The sequence below is a fragment of the Chryseobacterium caseinilyticum genome (assembly GCF_014837145.1).
Taxonomy (GTDB): domain Bacteria; phylum Bacteroidota; class Bacteroidia; order Flavobacteriales; family Weeksellaceae; genus Chryseobacterium; species Chryseobacterium caseinilyticum.
This window is the reverse complement of the sequence record NZ_JACYFS010000005.1, coordinates 80,656-96,604: the sequence shown is the minus strand read 5'-3', so window position 1 is coordinate 96,604 and position 15,949 is coordinate 80,656. Positions and strand designations below refer to the sequence as shown.

Here is a 15,949-nt window from a genome sequence, read left to right as displayed (position 1 = left end):
TTGAGAAAATCATTAAGATTAAAAATGAAATTTAAACGGTAAACGGTTTAAATTTTGATGCTTCATACGCGACAAAAACCAACACTTATGCTTCACTTCGAAAAAACAGGAAACGGGAAAGAGACTTTGGTTCTTCTGCATGGTTTCATGGAAAACACGACGATATGGAAGGAAATGGAAACTTCCCTTTCTGATCAGTTTTCTCTTTTAAAAATTGATCTTCCGGGCCACGGAAAATCAGACATCATGGGAGATATTCAGACAATGGAAATGATGGCAGACGAAGTCAACAAAGTTTTGGAAAATCAGAATCTTGAGAATATCCATTTGCTTGGACATTCGATGGGAGGCTATGTTTCACTCGCATTTGCTGAGAAATATGCTGAAAAACTGAAAACTCTAACCTTATTTTTCTCCACATTTCTGGAAGACGACGCAGAGAAAAAAGAACAGCGCATCAAAAGCTACAGAATCATCAAAGACGCTTTCCCACATTACGCAAGAGCAGGAATTCCAAACCTGTTCAACCCGAATGAAAGAGACGTTCTGGAAGGTAAAATTGAAACTGCTCTGGAAATTGCACTTTCTACTAATAATCTTGGTGCTTTAGCTTCTGTAAAGGGAATGGTGGAGCGTACAGACAAAAAACATATTCTGGAAAATTTAAATATTAAAATACTGATTCTTGCAGGCAAACACGACAACGCAGTTAAAACAGAATCTTTACTCAAAAATCTTCCGGACAGAACCAATATCAAATCATACGTTCTCGATTGCGGACATAACGGGCATTGGGAGAAGCCCTCAATCTGTGCAGAAATCATTAATACAGAATTACTGCATCATCTACCTAAAAAATTAGTTTTATGAGAAAAACTATCTGGGTAATTGCATCTGCATTACTTCTTAGCAATTGTAAAAAAGAGGTTTCGCCAACTCATAATGCTGTCGTAAACAGGACTACACAACAGCAGGATTCAGCTGAGACAGTTTCCAAAGCAATTGATTCAACCAGTCGCAAAGAAGCTAAAATCGAAACTTTTGATTTTATAACGGAACTGTGTACCAACAAAGGATATTTTGATTCCAATACATACTCACGCCGCGAAATTGAGGATACTTATAAGCTTTGGTTTAATCACGGGGGCATCTCATTAAGCACTCCTTCTGTTTTCAAACCTCAGGACTTGTATAAAGTACGTCGTGAAAAAGATGCAATTTTAGCACAGCTCGACGCCGATTTTCTGAAAAGCAAAAAAAATCTTGAAAATCTTGTCGTTGTTAAAACTCCATACTGGCAAAACATCAAAAGTGCTTATCTGAAGATGCTGAAGCAGGATTACCAAAAGAACAAAATTCAAATTGAAAGTTTCTCCAATCCTTCGGTTTTGCTGAATAATTCTTTTACTAAAAACTGCCAGAATTACGCAAAAGCACTGAACAGTTCTGATGCTGAAATTATGGAAGAATGGAGAAAGCTCCGGGGAGAAATGAGCAAAAGAAACGGTAACCCAGCAAAAGTAATGCGTGATTTCGAAAGCAACGCCCAATCTGCAGACTGGAAAGATTTTGCAACGGCAGACTTAATCACCTTCGGTTGGGGAAACTGCGCCAATCAGGATGTGGAAAGACCTTTACATGACGAAAAAATGAATAAGCAATTTGAATCTTTGTTTACAAAAACTGATTCAGAATGTGACGAACCGTAAAAAACAGTATCTTAGTTACTCTTAAATTTATTCATGGGATTATTTTCATTTCAAAAAAAGAAGCCGATTATCGGGCTTACTTTATCCGGCGGAGGAATGCGCGGAATCGCCCACATCGCCGTCCTCAAAGCCCTTGAAGAATACAGTCTGAAGCCGGACATCATCTCGGGAACCAGCGCAGGATCAATCATTGCAGCCTTTTACTCTTTCGGAAAAACACCTGATGAAATGATGGACATTGTGCGAAAAACCACTTTTTTCTCAAGATCATTTTTACGACTTTCCAAGAACGGAATTTTCAGCTCCAATTTCATCCTGAAACTTTTCACCGACTATTTTCCGGAGGATGATTTTAAAATCTTAAAAATCCCTGTTTACGTCGCCACAACAGAACTTACACATGGTATTGTGGATTTCTTTTCAGAAGGTGAACTTTTCGGGCCTCTTCTCGCTTCTTCCAGCGTTCCATTTGTATTACCTCCCGTGAAAATGAATGACAGAATCTACGTCGACGGTGGTGTTTTAGATAACTTACCCATCGAACCGATTGTTGACAAATGTGATTTTTTAATAGCCTCTCACGTCAATTCCATCAGCTACGACAGTCTGGAAAAGATGAGTTTAATGAAAGAATTCGACAGAATTTTACACCTTGCCATCGCCAAATCGGTCTATGCTAAAGTCAATTCATGCGATATCTTTTTGGATCCTCCGAAAATGACGAAATTCAGTTTATTCAATAAAAAATCTCTTGATATTATGTTTGAAGAGGTTTATGAATATACCTGTAAAGAGCTTGAAGAAAAGGGATACAGGAAGGTTTAGGTTAAAGTTAAGGTATAGATAGAACTAAGATTAAATTACAGGAAATATCTGAACTCAGTAGTTGATAAAATAACCCTACCAGCGTTTTAAGCGCTGGCAGGGTTATTTTTGTACGATAAATTAGACTGATAATCACATCGCAAATATTTTTATTTAAATTTAAATCACTTTAAAATCCTTCCTCAACAACTCTTTCTTTGAAAGTTTCAATCGTTTCCTGAAGATTTTCTTGCGATTTCCCACCCGCGGCGTTGATGTGCCCGCCACCGTTGAAATATTTTCTTGAAAACTGATTTACATCGATCGCATCTTTACTTCTGAAAGAAATTTTAATAAAATCTTCATACAGATCTTCCATAAAAAATGCTGCCATCTTCACGCCGAGAATGCTGAGTCCATAATTTACAAATCCTTCTGTATCACCTTTCTGGAAGCCATATTCCTTAAGTTCATTTCGTGTAAGATAAAGAACTGCAACAGTATCATTTACCACTTCAATTCTTCCTAAAATTAAAGCCAGCAGCTGAAGACGCGTAATCGTGTTGGTATCCCAGGTATTAGAAGTAATCAGTGCAGGATCAGCACCTTTTTCGATTAAATTGGCAACAATTCTGTGGGTGGTTGCACTTGTAGAACGGAATCTGAAACCTCCGGTATCGGTCATTATTCCTGTATAAAGGCAATCTGCAACTTCTTTATTTACCAGACTTTCATCTCCCATCGCTTCGATAAAATGATAAATCATCTGGCAGGTTGCAGGAATGATGGTATCTGAATAAACAAAATCAAAATTCTCAGGTTGCTGATGGTGATCAATCAAAATCTTTTTTGCATTTGCTTTCGTAAGCCAATCGCCCAGAATTCCGATTCTTGAAGGAGAATTAAAATCAAGACAGAAAATAACATCAGCTTCAAAAACCAGATCTGCAGCGACCTTTCTTTTGTATTCAGCAATGATATTTTTCTTTGCTTCCGGCATCCACTTTAGAAATTTAGGAAAATCGTTGGGCACTACTACTTCAGCAGAAATACCTTTTGCTGCAAGATAATGCTTCAGTCCCAAACTGGAACCAATCGCATCACCATCCGGATTGTAATGGGTCAGGATAACGATTTTGTTTTCAGGAGTTAAAAGGTTTTTGATTTCTGAAAGCTCTGCAGGTGTAAACATTTTTCTAAATTTGAGTTTCCAAAGATATGTTTAATTTGTCAATTAACTTCCGGTGGATTTGTGTTTAGGTTCATAAATCAACCTCAGAAAAGAGCTGAATCTCTGATCTTCGCGGTTAAGCGGAATACCTGTGACAATTCCCACCATCGTATTATCGGTGATACCTACACGCATCTGCGGCCTGATAGTCATATCAAAATCACCGCTGTGTATGGATTTATTGAATTCCACACCAATGAAATTGCGGGTTCCTGCAATCATATAATGGAAATTTGAATTGATTTCCCACGAAGTATGTGATGAAGAACTGCCAAAACTCTGATGTACTACCGGGCCGGTGTAAAGAAGCGTATGAAAATTATTGCCCCACCGTTTTGCAGCAACGAAAAAAGGATTGAAAACATTTCCGGTGAAAAATTTTCCTTTTCCATAATTTTTAAATTCAGTCATTTCAAATTCATGAATATAACCTAAGGCCATACTTGTACTGGATGCTTCAGAAACGAGAAAAGTATACTGTGCAGCCAGTTTCAGACCATTAAGTTTCGTGCCGGGACTATCTGCTGATGAATAAATACTGAACGGCAGTTCCACTTCAAGCCCCAAACGGTTGATGGGTGCCCACTCATATTCCACCAAAGCTTCGTACTTATCAAATTTATTGTTATCGATAAGACCCATTCCCAAATTCCATTCGCGTTCTCCTTTTCTTGCTCCCAAATCACGGATAAGATCGATGTAGAGCGGCTCGGCATGTAAAACTTTAAACGGTTCATGGCTGTCTTCCACCTCAGTAATATAAATACTGTCTTTGTACTCATTTTCATTCTCGACCTGTGCTGAAAACGAGATAAAATGAAAAATTAAAATCAAAAAAGAAATTCTTCCAGTCATTGTGCAGAAATATTTAAAAAATTAATAATCTGCCGCAAATATAATAAAATGGTAATTTTTGGTGAGGGAGAATTAAAAACGGACAAAAATTCAGATTAAATATTTCAAAAAAAAAGTACATAAGTTTGTTAGATATAAAAATTTATATATCTTTGCAACCTGAAAAATAATAGATAATTACGCTTTAAACATATAGTAATGAGTAAAAGAACATTCCAGCCATCAGAAAGAAAGAAAAGAAACAAACACGGTTTCAGAGAAAGAATGTCTACGCCAAACGGTAGAAGAGTTTTGGCTGCTAGAAGAGCTAAAGGCAGAAAGAGTTTAACTGTAAGTGCTTCACGCGCTAAGAGATAATTCTTTATTATCATATACAAAACATGCTTGAAAATTATCTTTTCAGGCATTTTTTGTTGTTAAAATTTACTAAAATTCTGTAAAGTAAAATTTCTTTTTATTATTTTTAAAATCTTAAAACTGAAACATGCCACATAGCAATATCACGGGTGAAAACATCATCAATCTGGAACACGCAAAAATTGCCCAGAAAAACTTTACCGTTTTATCTGATGTAAATTTAAATATCAAAAAAGGAAGATTCTGCTACCTGATCGGAAAGACCGGTTCCGGTAAAAGTTCTTTACTTAAAACACTCTACGGACATATTCCTTTGGTTGGCGGACACGGTTCTGTTGTAGGATTTGATCTTGCAAAACTGAGAGCTTCAGAGATTCCCAATCTGAGAAGAAAATTAGGAATTGTATTTCAGGATTTCCAGCTGCTGTCTGACAGAACAGTTGAAAAAAATCTGAAATTCGTACTTGAAGCAACCGGCTGGAGTGATAAAACAAAAATGGATGAACGCATCAACGAAGTGTTGAACAGCGTAAATATGAAGAGCAAAAAACACAAGATGCCTCACGAGCTTTCTGGTGGAGAACAGCAGCGTATCGCTATCGCCAGAGCCCTTCTGAACCATCCTGATTTGATTTTGGCAGATGAGCCCACAGGAAATTTAGATCCTGAAACATCCAATGAAATTATGACGCTTCTAAAAAAAGTTGCTGAAGACAGCCACACTGCAGTGGTAATGGCAACACATGATTACCATATGATTCAGAACTTCCCTGGAGAAGCAATCAGATGCGAGGACGGAAAGGTTTCTGTGCTGGATACAGCGGAACTGTTTGAATAGAAATTTAATTCGCTTTAAAAACATGAAACTCCTTTGTGAGTTCAAGATATTGGTCCGAGTATTGTCTCGGACTTTTTTCTATAATAAATTCAGATTCTTCGAAATTGTTCTCCTGCAATGAAAATTCCAGAATAAATCTTTTTAAAGCAGAATTTTCAATTCCTCTGATATTGATTTTCCGGCTTAAGAACAGTTGATTTTCCCTGGCAGTTTCAATAAAATAGATCCCAACTTCAGCAGGAATAATGACGGAAAATATTCCTTTATCTGATAGAAGCTTTGCGGATTTTGAAATCAGCTGATTAAAATTCAATTCAACTGTCTGCCGTGCTATTTTATCTTTTTCTGAGGAGGATTCTTCAAAATAAGGAGGATTGGAAACAATTAGATCAAATTTTTCTTCGGTTTCAAAAATTTTTAAATCCTGCAGAATATTTTTTAATCTTAAATGGAATGGAGAATTTTTAAAATTAATCCCAGTTAGATCTGCAGCGTCCGGGTTGATATCAATTCCTAAAAAATCAGCCTGACTGTTTCTCTGAGCCAGCATTAAAGAAATCAAACCCGTACCTGTGCCTACTTCCAAAACTTTGAGAGCACCATTTACATTTGCTAAAGCTCCCAGCAAAACTCCATCTGTTCCAACCCGGAAGACGTTTTTTTGCTGCTGAATATTAAACTTTTTAAAACTGAAAGGTTTCACTAAAGATTGGTAGGTAAAGTAATGATGAAAGTTGCTCCTTTTCCGACTTCAGATTTCACAGTGATCTCACCTTTATAATCTTCAATCATCTTTCTTACCATGGCAAGACCAAGACCCATTCCGCTGTTTTTTGAGGTGAAGTTGGGCTCAAATATTTTCTCAAACATTGCAGGATTAATTCCCACTCCATTGTCCTGAACTGAAATAACAACGCGGCGCTGATACTGCTCAATATCAATATTAATCATCATTTCACGCTCATCACTGCGTGCCTGAGTAGCGTTCGTAACAAGATTGGTTATGATTCTGGAAAGGTAAACCTTGTCCATATTAATCATGATATTATTTTTATTGGCGTGCAGATAAATGAGATCGTCATTAAAGACGCCAAGTATATCGTTGATTTCAGTATTGAGGTTGATGACTTCATTATTTTTCTCCGGAAGTTTGGCAAATTCAGAAAAGGCTGAAGCTACAGTGGCAATCACGTCGATCTGATCAACCATGGTTTTGCTGAGTTGTTTTACTTTTTCAGCAACATTCGGATCCTGAGGATCAAATTTTCTCTCAAAGTTCTGAATTGTCAGTTTCATGGGAGTTAAAGGATTTTTAACTTCATGGGCAACCTGCTTTGCCATTTCCCGCCATGCCTCTTCGGATGCTTTAAACCGCAAACGTTCTTTCTGATTCTGAATCTGAAGAATCATCCTGTTGTATGCCTTTGCCAACGCATTAAGTTCATCGTTTTTATAATATCTGATGGGACGCATCTCATTCTCAAACAGAGTGATCCGTGTAATCATATCTGAGAACTTGGTAATATTTTTCGCGAGATTGTTAGACATCACCCAGCTGAACCAAATACTGAAAATAATCAGAATTAAATCTACAATAGCCATGTAAATCAAAAACTGATGCAGAACATCAAGATAAGCAGATTCATTGTGATAAAGAGGAATGTACATGATCCCAACCGGCTGCAGATTATTGTTATTCAACAGTAAATAAGAAGATGTAAAAACAGCGTCTTTTCCTGCATCATAACCCCGCACATCGTAGCGTGCTTTATCGGCAAGTATTTTATTAACAATAGGGAGAGGAATTTTTTTCTGCTCCACGAGACTTGAATCTCGGCTGGAAAGAAGATAATTTCCTTTTAAATCATAAATGATGACATCATGCTTATTAATATCTGCAATTTCAAAAGTTCTGTTACCTAAAACTCTTTTGAGATCACTTGTATCTACATTTTCCAAACTTAATGCATAATCAAAGTAAGCCATTACAGTATTGGTCTTATTCTGCATGTCAGTACGGCTTTGCTTCAGAGCATTATTCCGCAGTACAAAGTAGGGCACCAGAGAGGATGCTGCAACACTGAGGAGACAGACGAGAAGAAATCCGAAGAAAAACCGGTTTCTCAAACTGTATCCTTTATATTTATTTAATGGCATTCCTTTGTAGAAGTTTAGCTATATATTTACCTATAATATCAAATTCCAGGTTGACTCTGTCACCTGTTTTTAAAGAATTCATATTGGTAAATTCCCATGTATATGGGATAATAGCCACCGAAAATTCGGAATCATCACTTTTTGCAACCGTTAAACTAATTCCATTCAAAGTGATCGATCCCTGAGGGACAGTAACAAAGTTACCTTCTGAATTATATTTTACTGTAACAAAATAACTGCCATCTTTATTTTCAATTCCCGTAATTTCTCCTGTTTTATCCACATGCCCCTGCACGATATGCCCATCAAGCCGCCCGTTCATTACAGTGCATCGTTCCAGATTCACCACAGAGCCCACTTCCCAGTTTCCTAAATTTGTTTTTTCTAAAGTTTCATTAATAGCAGTAACCACGTATTTTTCTCCTTCAGTTTTCACTACAGTGAGACAACATCCGTTATGGGCAAGGCTCTGATCGATTTTTAATTCCTGAGTAAACGGGCACGATAATGTGAAATCTATATTGCTGCCGTTCCTTTCTATTTTCTCTACAACGCCTACCGCTTCAATAATTCCTGTGAACATATTATTTTTTGCTAAATTTGTAAAATTATAATCTTCAAAGATAATCAAAATGACCCCACAAAACCATAAAGTGCGAGTAGGAATTTCAATCGGTGATTTTAACGGTATCGGGCCGGAAATCATTATGAAATCTCTGAAAGACAAAGCCATCACAGACTTTTTTACACCAATTATTTTTGGTTCGGGGAAGCTTTTTACTTATCAGAAAAATATTTTCAAATTAAATTTAAATTTTAACTATATCACAGAAGCATCACAGGCACAGGCTGGAAAACTGAATATGGTGAATCTTGTGAAGGAAAATTCTAACGTAGAACTGGGAAAACCCACTGAAGAATCTACAAAAATGGCCATCGATTCTCTGGAAGCTGCTACAGAAGCTTTGATGAAAGGTGAAATTGACGTTTTGGTAACTGCTCCCATCAATAAAGATGAAATGGTGAAGATGGGATTTAAGCACGCTGGTCACACAGGTTATTTTGAAGAAAAATTTAATAAAAAAGGATTAATGTTCCTAGTAACGGAAGGTTTAAAGGTTGCAGTTTCCACGCACCACATTCCTATTTCTCAGGTGGCGGAAAATATTTCCAAGGAAAAAATAAAAAAACAAATCCGCGCTCTAAACCAAACTTTAATTGAAGATTTTGCGGTGACAAGACCAAAAATTGCAGTTTTAGGTTTAAATCCACACTCCGGTGACGGTGGCGTGATTGGAAATGAGGAAATAGAGATTATTTCCCCAGCCATAAAAGAACTTTCAGATAACGGCATCTTAGCATTTGGTCCCTACCCTGCCGACAGCTTTTTTCAACCGGAGAAATACAGAAACTTTGATGCTGTTTTAGCAATGTACCACGACCAGGGGCTGGCTCCGTTCAAAACAATTGCATACGAAGAAGGTGTAAATTGTACTGCGGGATTACCATTCATCAGAACATCTCCGGATCACGGAACAGCGTATGATATTGCCGGAAAAAATATCGCTGATGAACAGAGTTTCAGTGAAGCGATTTTCACTGCAATTAAGATTTTCAGTCACCGTGCAGATTATAAAGATTTGATGGAAAACCGTCTTAAACCTAAAAGAATGCCGTCTGACAACGGAATCGACGAAGATTTACCGGTTGGAAACGAAATGTAAAACCGTTAAAGGAATAAAAATTAATTTGTTATGTATTTTATTTGTAATATTAAAAAAATTGCATATTTTTGCACACTCATTTTATGGACAAGTTAAGAAACTATGATGTAAGCTTTTCCGGACTTAAAACCGGCAAGCATGAGTTCAAATTTGAGATAGATAAGGAGTTCTTTCAATTATTTGACACTGAACAGGAGTTTACAAATCCTAAGATTGAAGTGGATGTTTTACTGGATAAACACACTACTTTTTTAGAATTTGAAATTAAAACTGAAGGTACAGTAAATCTGGTTTGTGATATCACCAATGATATTTTTACATATCCGATCGAAAACCAAATCGGTATTCTGGTAAAGTTTGGGGAAGAATATGATGACAGCGAAGAAGATGTAATCACCATTCCTGCAAACGATCACGCTTTCAATATCTCACAGCTGATTTATGAAAATGTGGCGCTCTCGATACCGATGAAAAAAGTATCACCCAATGTGAGCGACGCAGATCTGGAGATACTGGAAAGATTCAGTCCGAAAGAAAGTGAAGAAGAGAAAGAACACGAAAGTGACCCGAGATGGGACGCACTGAAAAATTTAAAGAATAAAAATTAAATAATTTAATGATGAGATGATGAATCTCATCGCTCATCACTAAAAAAAGTTATTACAAAATGGCACATCCAAAGAGAAGACAGTCGTCTACAAGAAGAGATAAGAGAAGAACTCATTACAAAGCTGTAGTTCCTCAATTGGCTAAAGATGCAACATCAGGTGAAATGCACCTTTACCACAGAGCTCACTGGCATGAAGGAAAATTATACTACAGAGGAAAAGTAGTAATGGAAAAAGAAGTAGCAGCTACTGAAGAAAACTAAGAGTCGTTTTCACCCGAAAACACTCATTTTAATACAAAAACCGCCCAATTTTGATAAAATTTGGCGGTTTTTTGTTGTTTTTTATGTTTTTTTGGTATCTTTGACCCAAATCAAATATCAATTTTTATGGACATTAAAGACATACAGAATCTTATCAAGTTTGTATCTAAAGCTGAGGTTTCAGAAGTAAAATATAAGACTAAAGATTTCGAAATCACCATTAAAACACCACTTGGAGGCAATGAGGTAAGCTATGTTGCTCAACCGCAGATGTATCAGCAGGCTCCACAGCAGCAAGCTCCGGGACACGCTCCTGCTGCAGTTTCTGCAACTCCTGAAAAAACTGAAGCTGCTTCTGATGACAGCAAATTCATCACAATCAAATCTCCGATGATCGGAACTTTCTACAGAAAACCATCTCCGGATAAAGATGTTTTTGCCAACGTTGGAGACGAAGTTTCTGTTGGAAAAGTGGTTTGTGTAATTGAAGCAATGAAATTATTCAACCAAATTGAATCTGAAGTAAGCGGTAAAATCGTTAAAATCTTAGTTGACGACGCTACTCCTGTAGAATACGACCAACCATTATTCTTAGTAGATCCATCTTAATTATAATTGATTAATGATGATTGATAATTGAAGAAAAAATCAATTTCAAATTTCAAATTAATGTCAGTCTGAGCCTAGCCGAAGACTCAAATTTCAAATTAAATTAAGATGTTCAAAAAAATATTAATTGCCAATCGTGGCGAAATTGCAATGCGTATTTTGCGTACTTGTAAAGAAATGGGAATCAAAACTGTCGCGGTATACTCTACTGCCGACAAAGACAGTCTTCACGTGAGATTTGCTGACGAGGCTGTTTGTATCGGTCCTGCGATGAGTAAAGATTCTTACCTGAAAATCCCAAACATAATTGCTGCTGCAGAGATTACCAATGCAGACGCCATTCACCCGGGATATGGTTTCTTATCTGAAAACGCTAATTTCTCAAGAATCTGTCAGAAAAACGGTATCAAATTTATCGGTGCAAGTCCTGAGCAGATTGAAAGAATGGGAGACAAAGCGAATGCTAAAGCAACCATGAAAGCGGCAAACGTACCTTGTGTACCGGGTTCTGAAGGTTTAATTGAATCTTACGAGCATGCTGTAAAAACTGCTGAAGAAACAGGATATCCTGTTATGATCAAAGCTACTGCAGGTGGTGGTGGTAAAGGAATGAGAGCTGTTTGGAAAGCGGAAGACCTTAAAGAACACTGGGAATCTGCCATTCAGGAAGCTGTAGCAGCCTTCGGAAACGGAGGAATGTACATGGAAAAACTGATTGAAGAGCCAAGACATATTGAAATTCAGGTTGCTGGTGACCAATTTGGTAAAGCATGCCACCTTTCTGAAAGAGACTGCTCTGTACAGAGAAGAAATCAGAAATTAACTGAAGAAACACCTTCACCATTCATGACGGACGAACTACGTGAGAAAATGGGTGAAGCAGCCGTGAAAGCAGCAGAGTTTATCGGTTATGAAGGCGTTGGAACAATTGAATTCCTTGTAGACAAGCACAGAAATTTCTATTTCATGGAAATGAATACGAGAATTCAGGTGGAGCATCCGATCACTGAACAGGTTATTGATTATGACTTAATCAGAGAACAGATTCTTTTGGCAGCGGGAACTCCTATTTCAGGAATTAACCATTATCCGAAATTGCATTCAATTGAGTGCAGAATCAATGCTGAAGATCCATACGCTGATTTCAGACCTTCACCGGGAAAAATCACAGGATTAAACATTCCTGGAGGACACGGAATCAGAGTAGATACACACGTTTATTCAGGATACACGATTCCTTCAAACTACGATTCAATGATTGCAAAGCTGATCACAACGGCACAAACCCGTGAAGAAGCGATTGCAAAAATGAAGCGTGCTCTGGAAGAATTCTATGTAGAAGGTGTAAAGACCACAATTCCTTTCCACAGACAGTTGATGGAAGATGAAGCTTATCTTTCCGGAAACTACACAACAAAATTCATGGAGAGTTTTGTAATGGACAGAAAATATGATAATCACTAAGATTATTTTAAAATAATTGTAAACCGCCTCATTCCTGAGGCGGTTTTTTTTATAGAAAAACTGAGGAAAAATGACCCTTTTGTGTGATTGTGAAAATTTTACGAATGACTTAAATTTGATTCAAATAATAACTAAAAACTTTTACTCATGAAAAATTTACAATTACTTCTGCTGTGTTTATTTGCAAACCTACTTTTCGCACAAACCAAATTTGACAATGAAAAGCTGACCCTCGTTCAGGATATTTACCATAATTCTACAAGAAAGAATCTTAATTCTTTTATGGAGGCTAAAGGCTATACAGTTGGCGATGTTGAAAAAGGCGGCGAAGATGGTGATGCACACAGTTTCAAATCAGAATACACTCGTGTACAGGTTTTATACAATCCAAAAGGCGAAATGGATGGCGTTGTATTGCTTTATGCCGGCGCAATGAACAATGTCTTTATCGAAATGAAAATAAAAGATGCCGGTTATACTGCGACGGAACACTCAAATGTTGTTGACGGCATTGATTTCACCAGAAAACAGTGGAGTAAAAAAGGAAAAGATACATCTTTTGTAACCTACGGAGATGAAGTTGAAAAAATAGGATTTCTCGGATATGGTGTATTTCAGGAATAAAGATTTATCATACCAGAAATATAATGTAAACTCAGCTGCCTCACGAATCACTTCGTGTGGCTTTTTCTTTTTAACAACATTTTCTAGAATTGCAATTTTATTTATCTTTATAAAAAACATAAAGATGAGCAGAGAAATTGTAAAAGCAATCAAAGAAAATCCTAAAGAAAGCAGAAAAGAATTTCTATAGACCTTTTTCTGAAAGAAGGCTCACAAAGTTCTAATGTGAACCAATATCAATTCTTGAGACATGATAACAAACCTATTGAACTTTGGAGCAATCATGTCATTAATCAAAAAATAAATTATGTACATCAAAATCCTGTAGAAGCAGGTTTGGTTTTTCGGGCGGAAGATTACAGATACAGCAGTACAATAGATTATTCTGATGAAAAAGGTCTTTTGAATGATGTTGTAGTTTTTAGAATGTTTGATTTTTAAGAATGACCACACGAAAGGATTCATGCGGCAGCCGGGGAAATAGGGATAATGTATGTGTATCGAAAAGGATTTAAAAGAGGTCATGTTTTCAATGTTATTAAAAAAAATAAAAGATTAATGCTTCTTAATGGTCAAAAAGGAATATTGCAAACTCTTACAGAATATGAATTTATAGAATATTTAAAAGCAAAATAATATGTTAAATGATAATGATATGCTAGAAATAGCCAATAAGTATATAAAGCAAATACAACAGAAAATAAATGTTGAACTTGAAATCCCTAATGAATTTATTAGAAAAAGCTACGGAAATATTTACGATTATATTGCGAAAGATTATAAACATCGTTTAGCAGGTAATGGTCCTTTTCTTGTAAAAAATGATGTAGGTATAGTAATTCAATTTGGAACATCTGATGATATAGAATACTACATAAAAGGCTATGAGGATGGTACATGGAAGCCAAGCTCTAATGGTGTTTGGGATCCTAATTAATAATAGTTCCCCCCCCCGCTGCGTAAAGTCTCCTGATGTTGAGAAATGTAGCTAAACAAATTTTCTTAAATTTAATCCTCAGCTGAAACCAAACCTTAGCTGCCGCACGAATCATTTCGTGTGGCTTTTTCTTTTAAAACCAAAATTCTAAAATTGTATTATTTTTCATCTTTATAAAACATAAAGATGAGTAGAAATTACAAATTCATAATCCTGAAGGATTATATTTCAAAAGTATATTATCTGAAAAAAGATATAACATCCAAAACTCAATTATACTTCACCAAATATCTTCCAAATTATTTATCAATTCTTTACAACAGTTCTGAATCTTCATTTTAAACAGAAATTAATTATTGATGCAAGTTATTTAGAATCCTTAAATTTGTGCAAAAGCAAAAAGAATATGTCAACAGCAGAACAAACAAAAGATTCACAATACTTCATCGAGCTCGAAGAAAAACATGGCGCACACAATTACCATCCGCTTCCGGTGGTTTTAGATAAAGGTGAAGGCGTTTTTGTCTGGGATGTTGAAGGCAAAAAATATTACGATTTCCTTTCAGCTTACTCTGCAGTAAACCAAGGTCATTCGCATCCGAAAATTGTAGAAGCTTTGGTGAATCAGGCTAAAAAACTGGCTTTAACTTCAAGAGCATTTTACAATTCAGGTTTGGGAGAATACGAGAAAAAGATCACTACCCTTTTTGGTTTTGATAAAGTTTTACCGATGAATTCCGGAGCCGAAGCAGTAGAAACTGCAGTAAAATTAGCCAGAAAATGGAGTTATGAAGTAAAAGGAATTTCAGAAAACGCGGCTAAAATTGTGGTTTGTGAAAATAACTTCCACGGAAGGACGACTACAATTGTTTCATTCTCCAATGATCCTGACGCCAATAAAAATTACGGTCCTTTCACTCCTGGATTTGTAAAAATTCCTTACAATGATTTAAATGCTTTAGAGGAAGTTCTGAAAAATGACGCTCAGAATATTGCTGCATTTTTAGTGGAGCCGATTCAGGGAGAAGCGGGAGTTTATGTACCGGATGAAAATTTTCTTAAAAATGCTTCAGAACTATGTAAAAAACACAATGTTCTTTTCATCGCTGATGAAGTTCAGACAGGGATTGCAAGAACAGGTAAACTGATCGCATGTCATCACGAAAATGTACAGCCTGATATTTTAATTTTAGGAAAAGCCCTTTCAGGAGGAATGTATCCCGTATCAGCCGTTTTGGCCAATGACGAAATCATGAATGTGATTAAGCCTGGACAGCATGGTTCTACTTTTGGTGGAAACCCGATTGCCTGCGCTGTTGCCATTGCTGCATTAGACGTTGTTGCCGAAGAAAACTTATCAGAAAGAGCTGAAGAATTGGGTAAATTATTCAGATCCGAAATTGAAAAAGTGATTGAAAAATCTGATCTGATTACCAAAGTGAGAGGAAAAGGTTTATTAAACGCCATTTTAATCAACGACACACCGGAAAGCTCTACCGCCTGGAATCTATGTTTAAAATTAAAGGAAAACGGATTGCTCGCAAAACCAACACACGGAAACATCATCAGACTGGCACCACCATTGGTGATCACCGAAGAGCAGTTGCTGGATTGTGTGAAGATTATTGAGAAAGCTGTGTTGGAATATTAAACTATTTCAAATTTTGATCAGGAAAACTTTTCAGTATAAATGATATAAATAACACTCTTTCGGGTGTTATTTTTTTGTAAATGATTTAGTTTTAAAATAAACTGTATTTTTGCTGAAA

The 15,949-nt window shown here is 36.5% G+C and carries 19 protein-coding genes; 14 read left to right on the top strand and 5 right to left on the bottom strand.

The window, feature by feature from the left end:
- The first annotated feature begins 87 nt into the window (after nt 1–87).
- Genes IC610_RS15190 through IC610_RS15180 form a run of 3 tightly spaced genes read left to right on the top strand, consistent with a single transcriptional unit; the run spans nt 88 to nt 2,534 of the window.
- Nucleotides 88–870 carry an alpha/beta fold hydrolase gene (locus IC610_RS15190; protein ID WP_191737615.1) on the top strand — a complete coding sequence of 261 codons (783 nt, stop codon included), beginning with the start codon at nt 88–90 and terminating at the stop codon, nt 868–870.
- Nucleotides 867–1,709 (top strand): hypothetical protein, encoded by an 843-nt coding sequence (locus IC610_RS15185; RefSeq protein ID WP_191737614.1) that lies wholly within the window; start codon nt 867–869, stop codon nt 1,707–1,709. The genes IC610_RS15190 and IC610_RS15185 overlap by 4 nt, the downstream gene beginning before the upstream one ends.
- Before the next feature lie 33 nt (nt 1,710–1,742).
- On the top strand, nt 1,743–2,534 hold the full coding sequence (locus IC610_RS15180; RefSeq protein WP_191737613.1) for a patatin-like phospholipase family protein: 792 nt from the start codon (nt 1,743–1,745) through the stop codon (nt 2,532–2,534).
- A 169-nt stretch (nt 2,535–2,703) separates the two neighbouring features.
- Here the strand turns inward: IC610_RS15180 and IC610_RS15175 are convergent, their stop codons facing one another.
- Nucleotides 2,704–3,705 carry a DHH family phosphoesterase gene (locus tag IC610_RS15175; RefSeq protein WP_191737612.1) on the bottom strand — a complete coding sequence of 334 codons (1,002 nt, stop codon included), beginning with the start codon at nt 3,703–3,705 and terminating at the stop codon, nt 2,704–2,706.
- Nucleotides 3,706–3,747: 42 nt separating this feature from the next.
- Nucleotides 3,748–4,599 (bottom strand): HAEPLYID family protein, encoded by an 852-nt coding sequence (locus IC610_RS15170; RefSeq protein ID WP_228462943.1) that lies wholly within the window; start codon nt 4,597–4,599, stop codon nt 3,748–3,750.
- 198 nt (nt 4,600–4,797) lie between these two features.
- Between IC610_RS15170 and rpmH the strand changes: the two genes are divergently transcribed.
- Complete coding sequence (rpmH, locus tag IC610_RS15165) at nt 4,798–4,956, top strand: 50S ribosomal protein L34 (protein WP_040997588.1); 159 nt, start codon at nt 4,798–4,800, stop codon at nt 4,954–4,956.
- A gap of 127 nt (nt 4,957–5,083) precedes the next feature.
- The gene (locus tag IC610_RS15160) at nt 5,084–5,794 is read left to right on the top strand and encodes a cell division ATP-binding protein FtsE (protein WP_056075017.1); all 711 of its coding nucleotides are present in this window, start codon (nt 5,084–5,086) and stop codon (nt 5,792–5,794) included.
- A 4-nt stretch (nt 5,795–5,798) separates the two neighbouring features.
- On the opposite strand, the gene IC610_RS15155 is transcribed toward IC610_RS15160, so the two are convergent.
- The 3 genes from IC610_RS15155 to IC610_RS15145 are packed head-to-tail and all read right to left on the bottom strand — an operon-like array spanning nt 5,799 to nt 8,534.
- Nucleotides 5,799–6,497 (bottom strand): tRNA1(Val) (adenine(37)-N6)-methyltransferase, encoded by a 699-nt coding sequence (locus tag IC610_RS15155; RefSeq protein WP_191737611.1) that lies wholly within the window; start codon nt 6,495–6,497, stop codon nt 5,799–5,801.
- A complete protein-coding gene (locus tag IC610_RS15150) occupies nt 6,497–7,951 on the bottom strand; it encodes a sensor histidine kinase (RefSeq protein WP_191737610.1) in 1,455 nt (484 codons plus the stop codon). Before IC610_RS15150 ends, IC610_RS15155 begins: the two co-directional genes overlap by 1 nt.
- Complete coding sequence (locus IC610_RS15145; RefSeq protein WP_191737609.1) at nt 7,938–8,534, bottom strand: riboflavin synthase; 597 nt, start codon at nt 8,532–8,534, stop codon at nt 7,938–7,940. Before IC610_RS15145 ends, IC610_RS15150 begins: the two co-directional genes overlap by 14 nt.
- A 49-nt stretch (nt 8,535–8,583) precedes the next feature.
- Between IC610_RS15145 and pdxA the strand changes: the two genes are divergently transcribed.
- The 9 genes from pdxA to rocD all read left to right on the top strand — a co-directional run bounded on the left by pdxA (nt 8,584) and on the right by rocD (nt 15,831).
- Nucleotides 8,584–9,675 (top strand): 4-hydroxythreonine-4-phosphate dehydrogenase PdxA, encoded by a 1,092-nt coding sequence (pdxA, locus tag IC610_RS15140; RefSeq protein ID WP_191737608.1) that lies wholly within the window; start codon nt 8,584–8,586, stop codon nt 9,673–9,675.
- A gap of 83 nt (nt 9,676–9,758) precedes the next feature.
- Nucleotides 9,759–10,283, top strand: a complete 525-nt coding sequence (locus tag IC610_RS15135; protein ID WP_191737607.1) for a YceD family protein — start codon at nt 9,759–9,761, stop codon at nt 10,281–10,283.
- 59 nt (nt 10,284–10,342) lie between these two features.
- Nucleotides 10,343–10,546, top strand: coding sequence for a 50S ribosomal protein L32 (gene rpmF, locus IC610_RS15130; RefSeq protein WP_191737606.1), 204 nt, complete (start codon nt 10,343–10,345; stop codon nt 10,544–10,546).
- 126 nt (nt 10,547–10,672) lie between these two features.
- Nucleotides 10,673–11,155 carry an acetyl-CoA carboxylase biotin carboxyl carrier protein gene (gene accB / locus IC610_RS15125; RefSeq protein WP_056075033.1) on the top strand — a complete coding sequence of 161 codons (483 nt, stop codon included), beginning with the start codon at nt 10,673–10,675 and terminating at the stop codon, nt 11,153–11,155.
- Between the two features lie 108 nt (nt 11,156–11,263).
- A complete protein-coding gene (accC, locus tag IC610_RS15120; protein WP_056075035.1) occupies nt 11,264–12,619 on the top strand; it encodes an acetyl-CoA carboxylase biotin carboxylase subunit in 1,356 nt (451 codons plus the stop codon).
- A gap of 147 nt (nt 12,620–12,766) precedes the next feature.
- Complete coding sequence (locus IC610_RS15115; protein WP_191737605.1) at nt 12,767–13,243, top strand: hypothetical protein; 477 nt, start codon at nt 12,767–12,769, stop codon at nt 13,241–13,243.
- A gap of 225 nt (nt 13,244–13,468) precedes the next feature.
- Complete coding sequence (locus IC610_RS15110) at nt 13,469–13,684, top strand: hypothetical protein (RefSeq protein ID WP_191737604.1); 216 nt, start codon at nt 13,469–13,471, stop codon at nt 13,682–13,684.
- A gap of 214 nt (nt 13,685–13,898) precedes the next feature.
- Nucleotides 13,899–14,180 (top strand): hypothetical protein, encoded by a 282-nt coding sequence (locus tag IC610_RS15105; protein WP_191737603.1) that lies wholly within the window; start codon nt 13,899–13,901, stop codon nt 14,178–14,180.
- Nucleotides 14,181–14,586: 406 nt separating this feature from the next.
- On the top strand, nt 14,587–15,831 hold the full coding sequence (gene rocD / locus IC610_RS15100; RefSeq protein WP_191737602.1) for an ornithine--oxo-acid transaminase: 1,245 nt from the start codon (nt 14,587–14,589) through the stop codon (nt 15,829–15,831).
- The last annotated feature ends 118 nt before the right edge of the window (nt 15,832–15,949 follow it).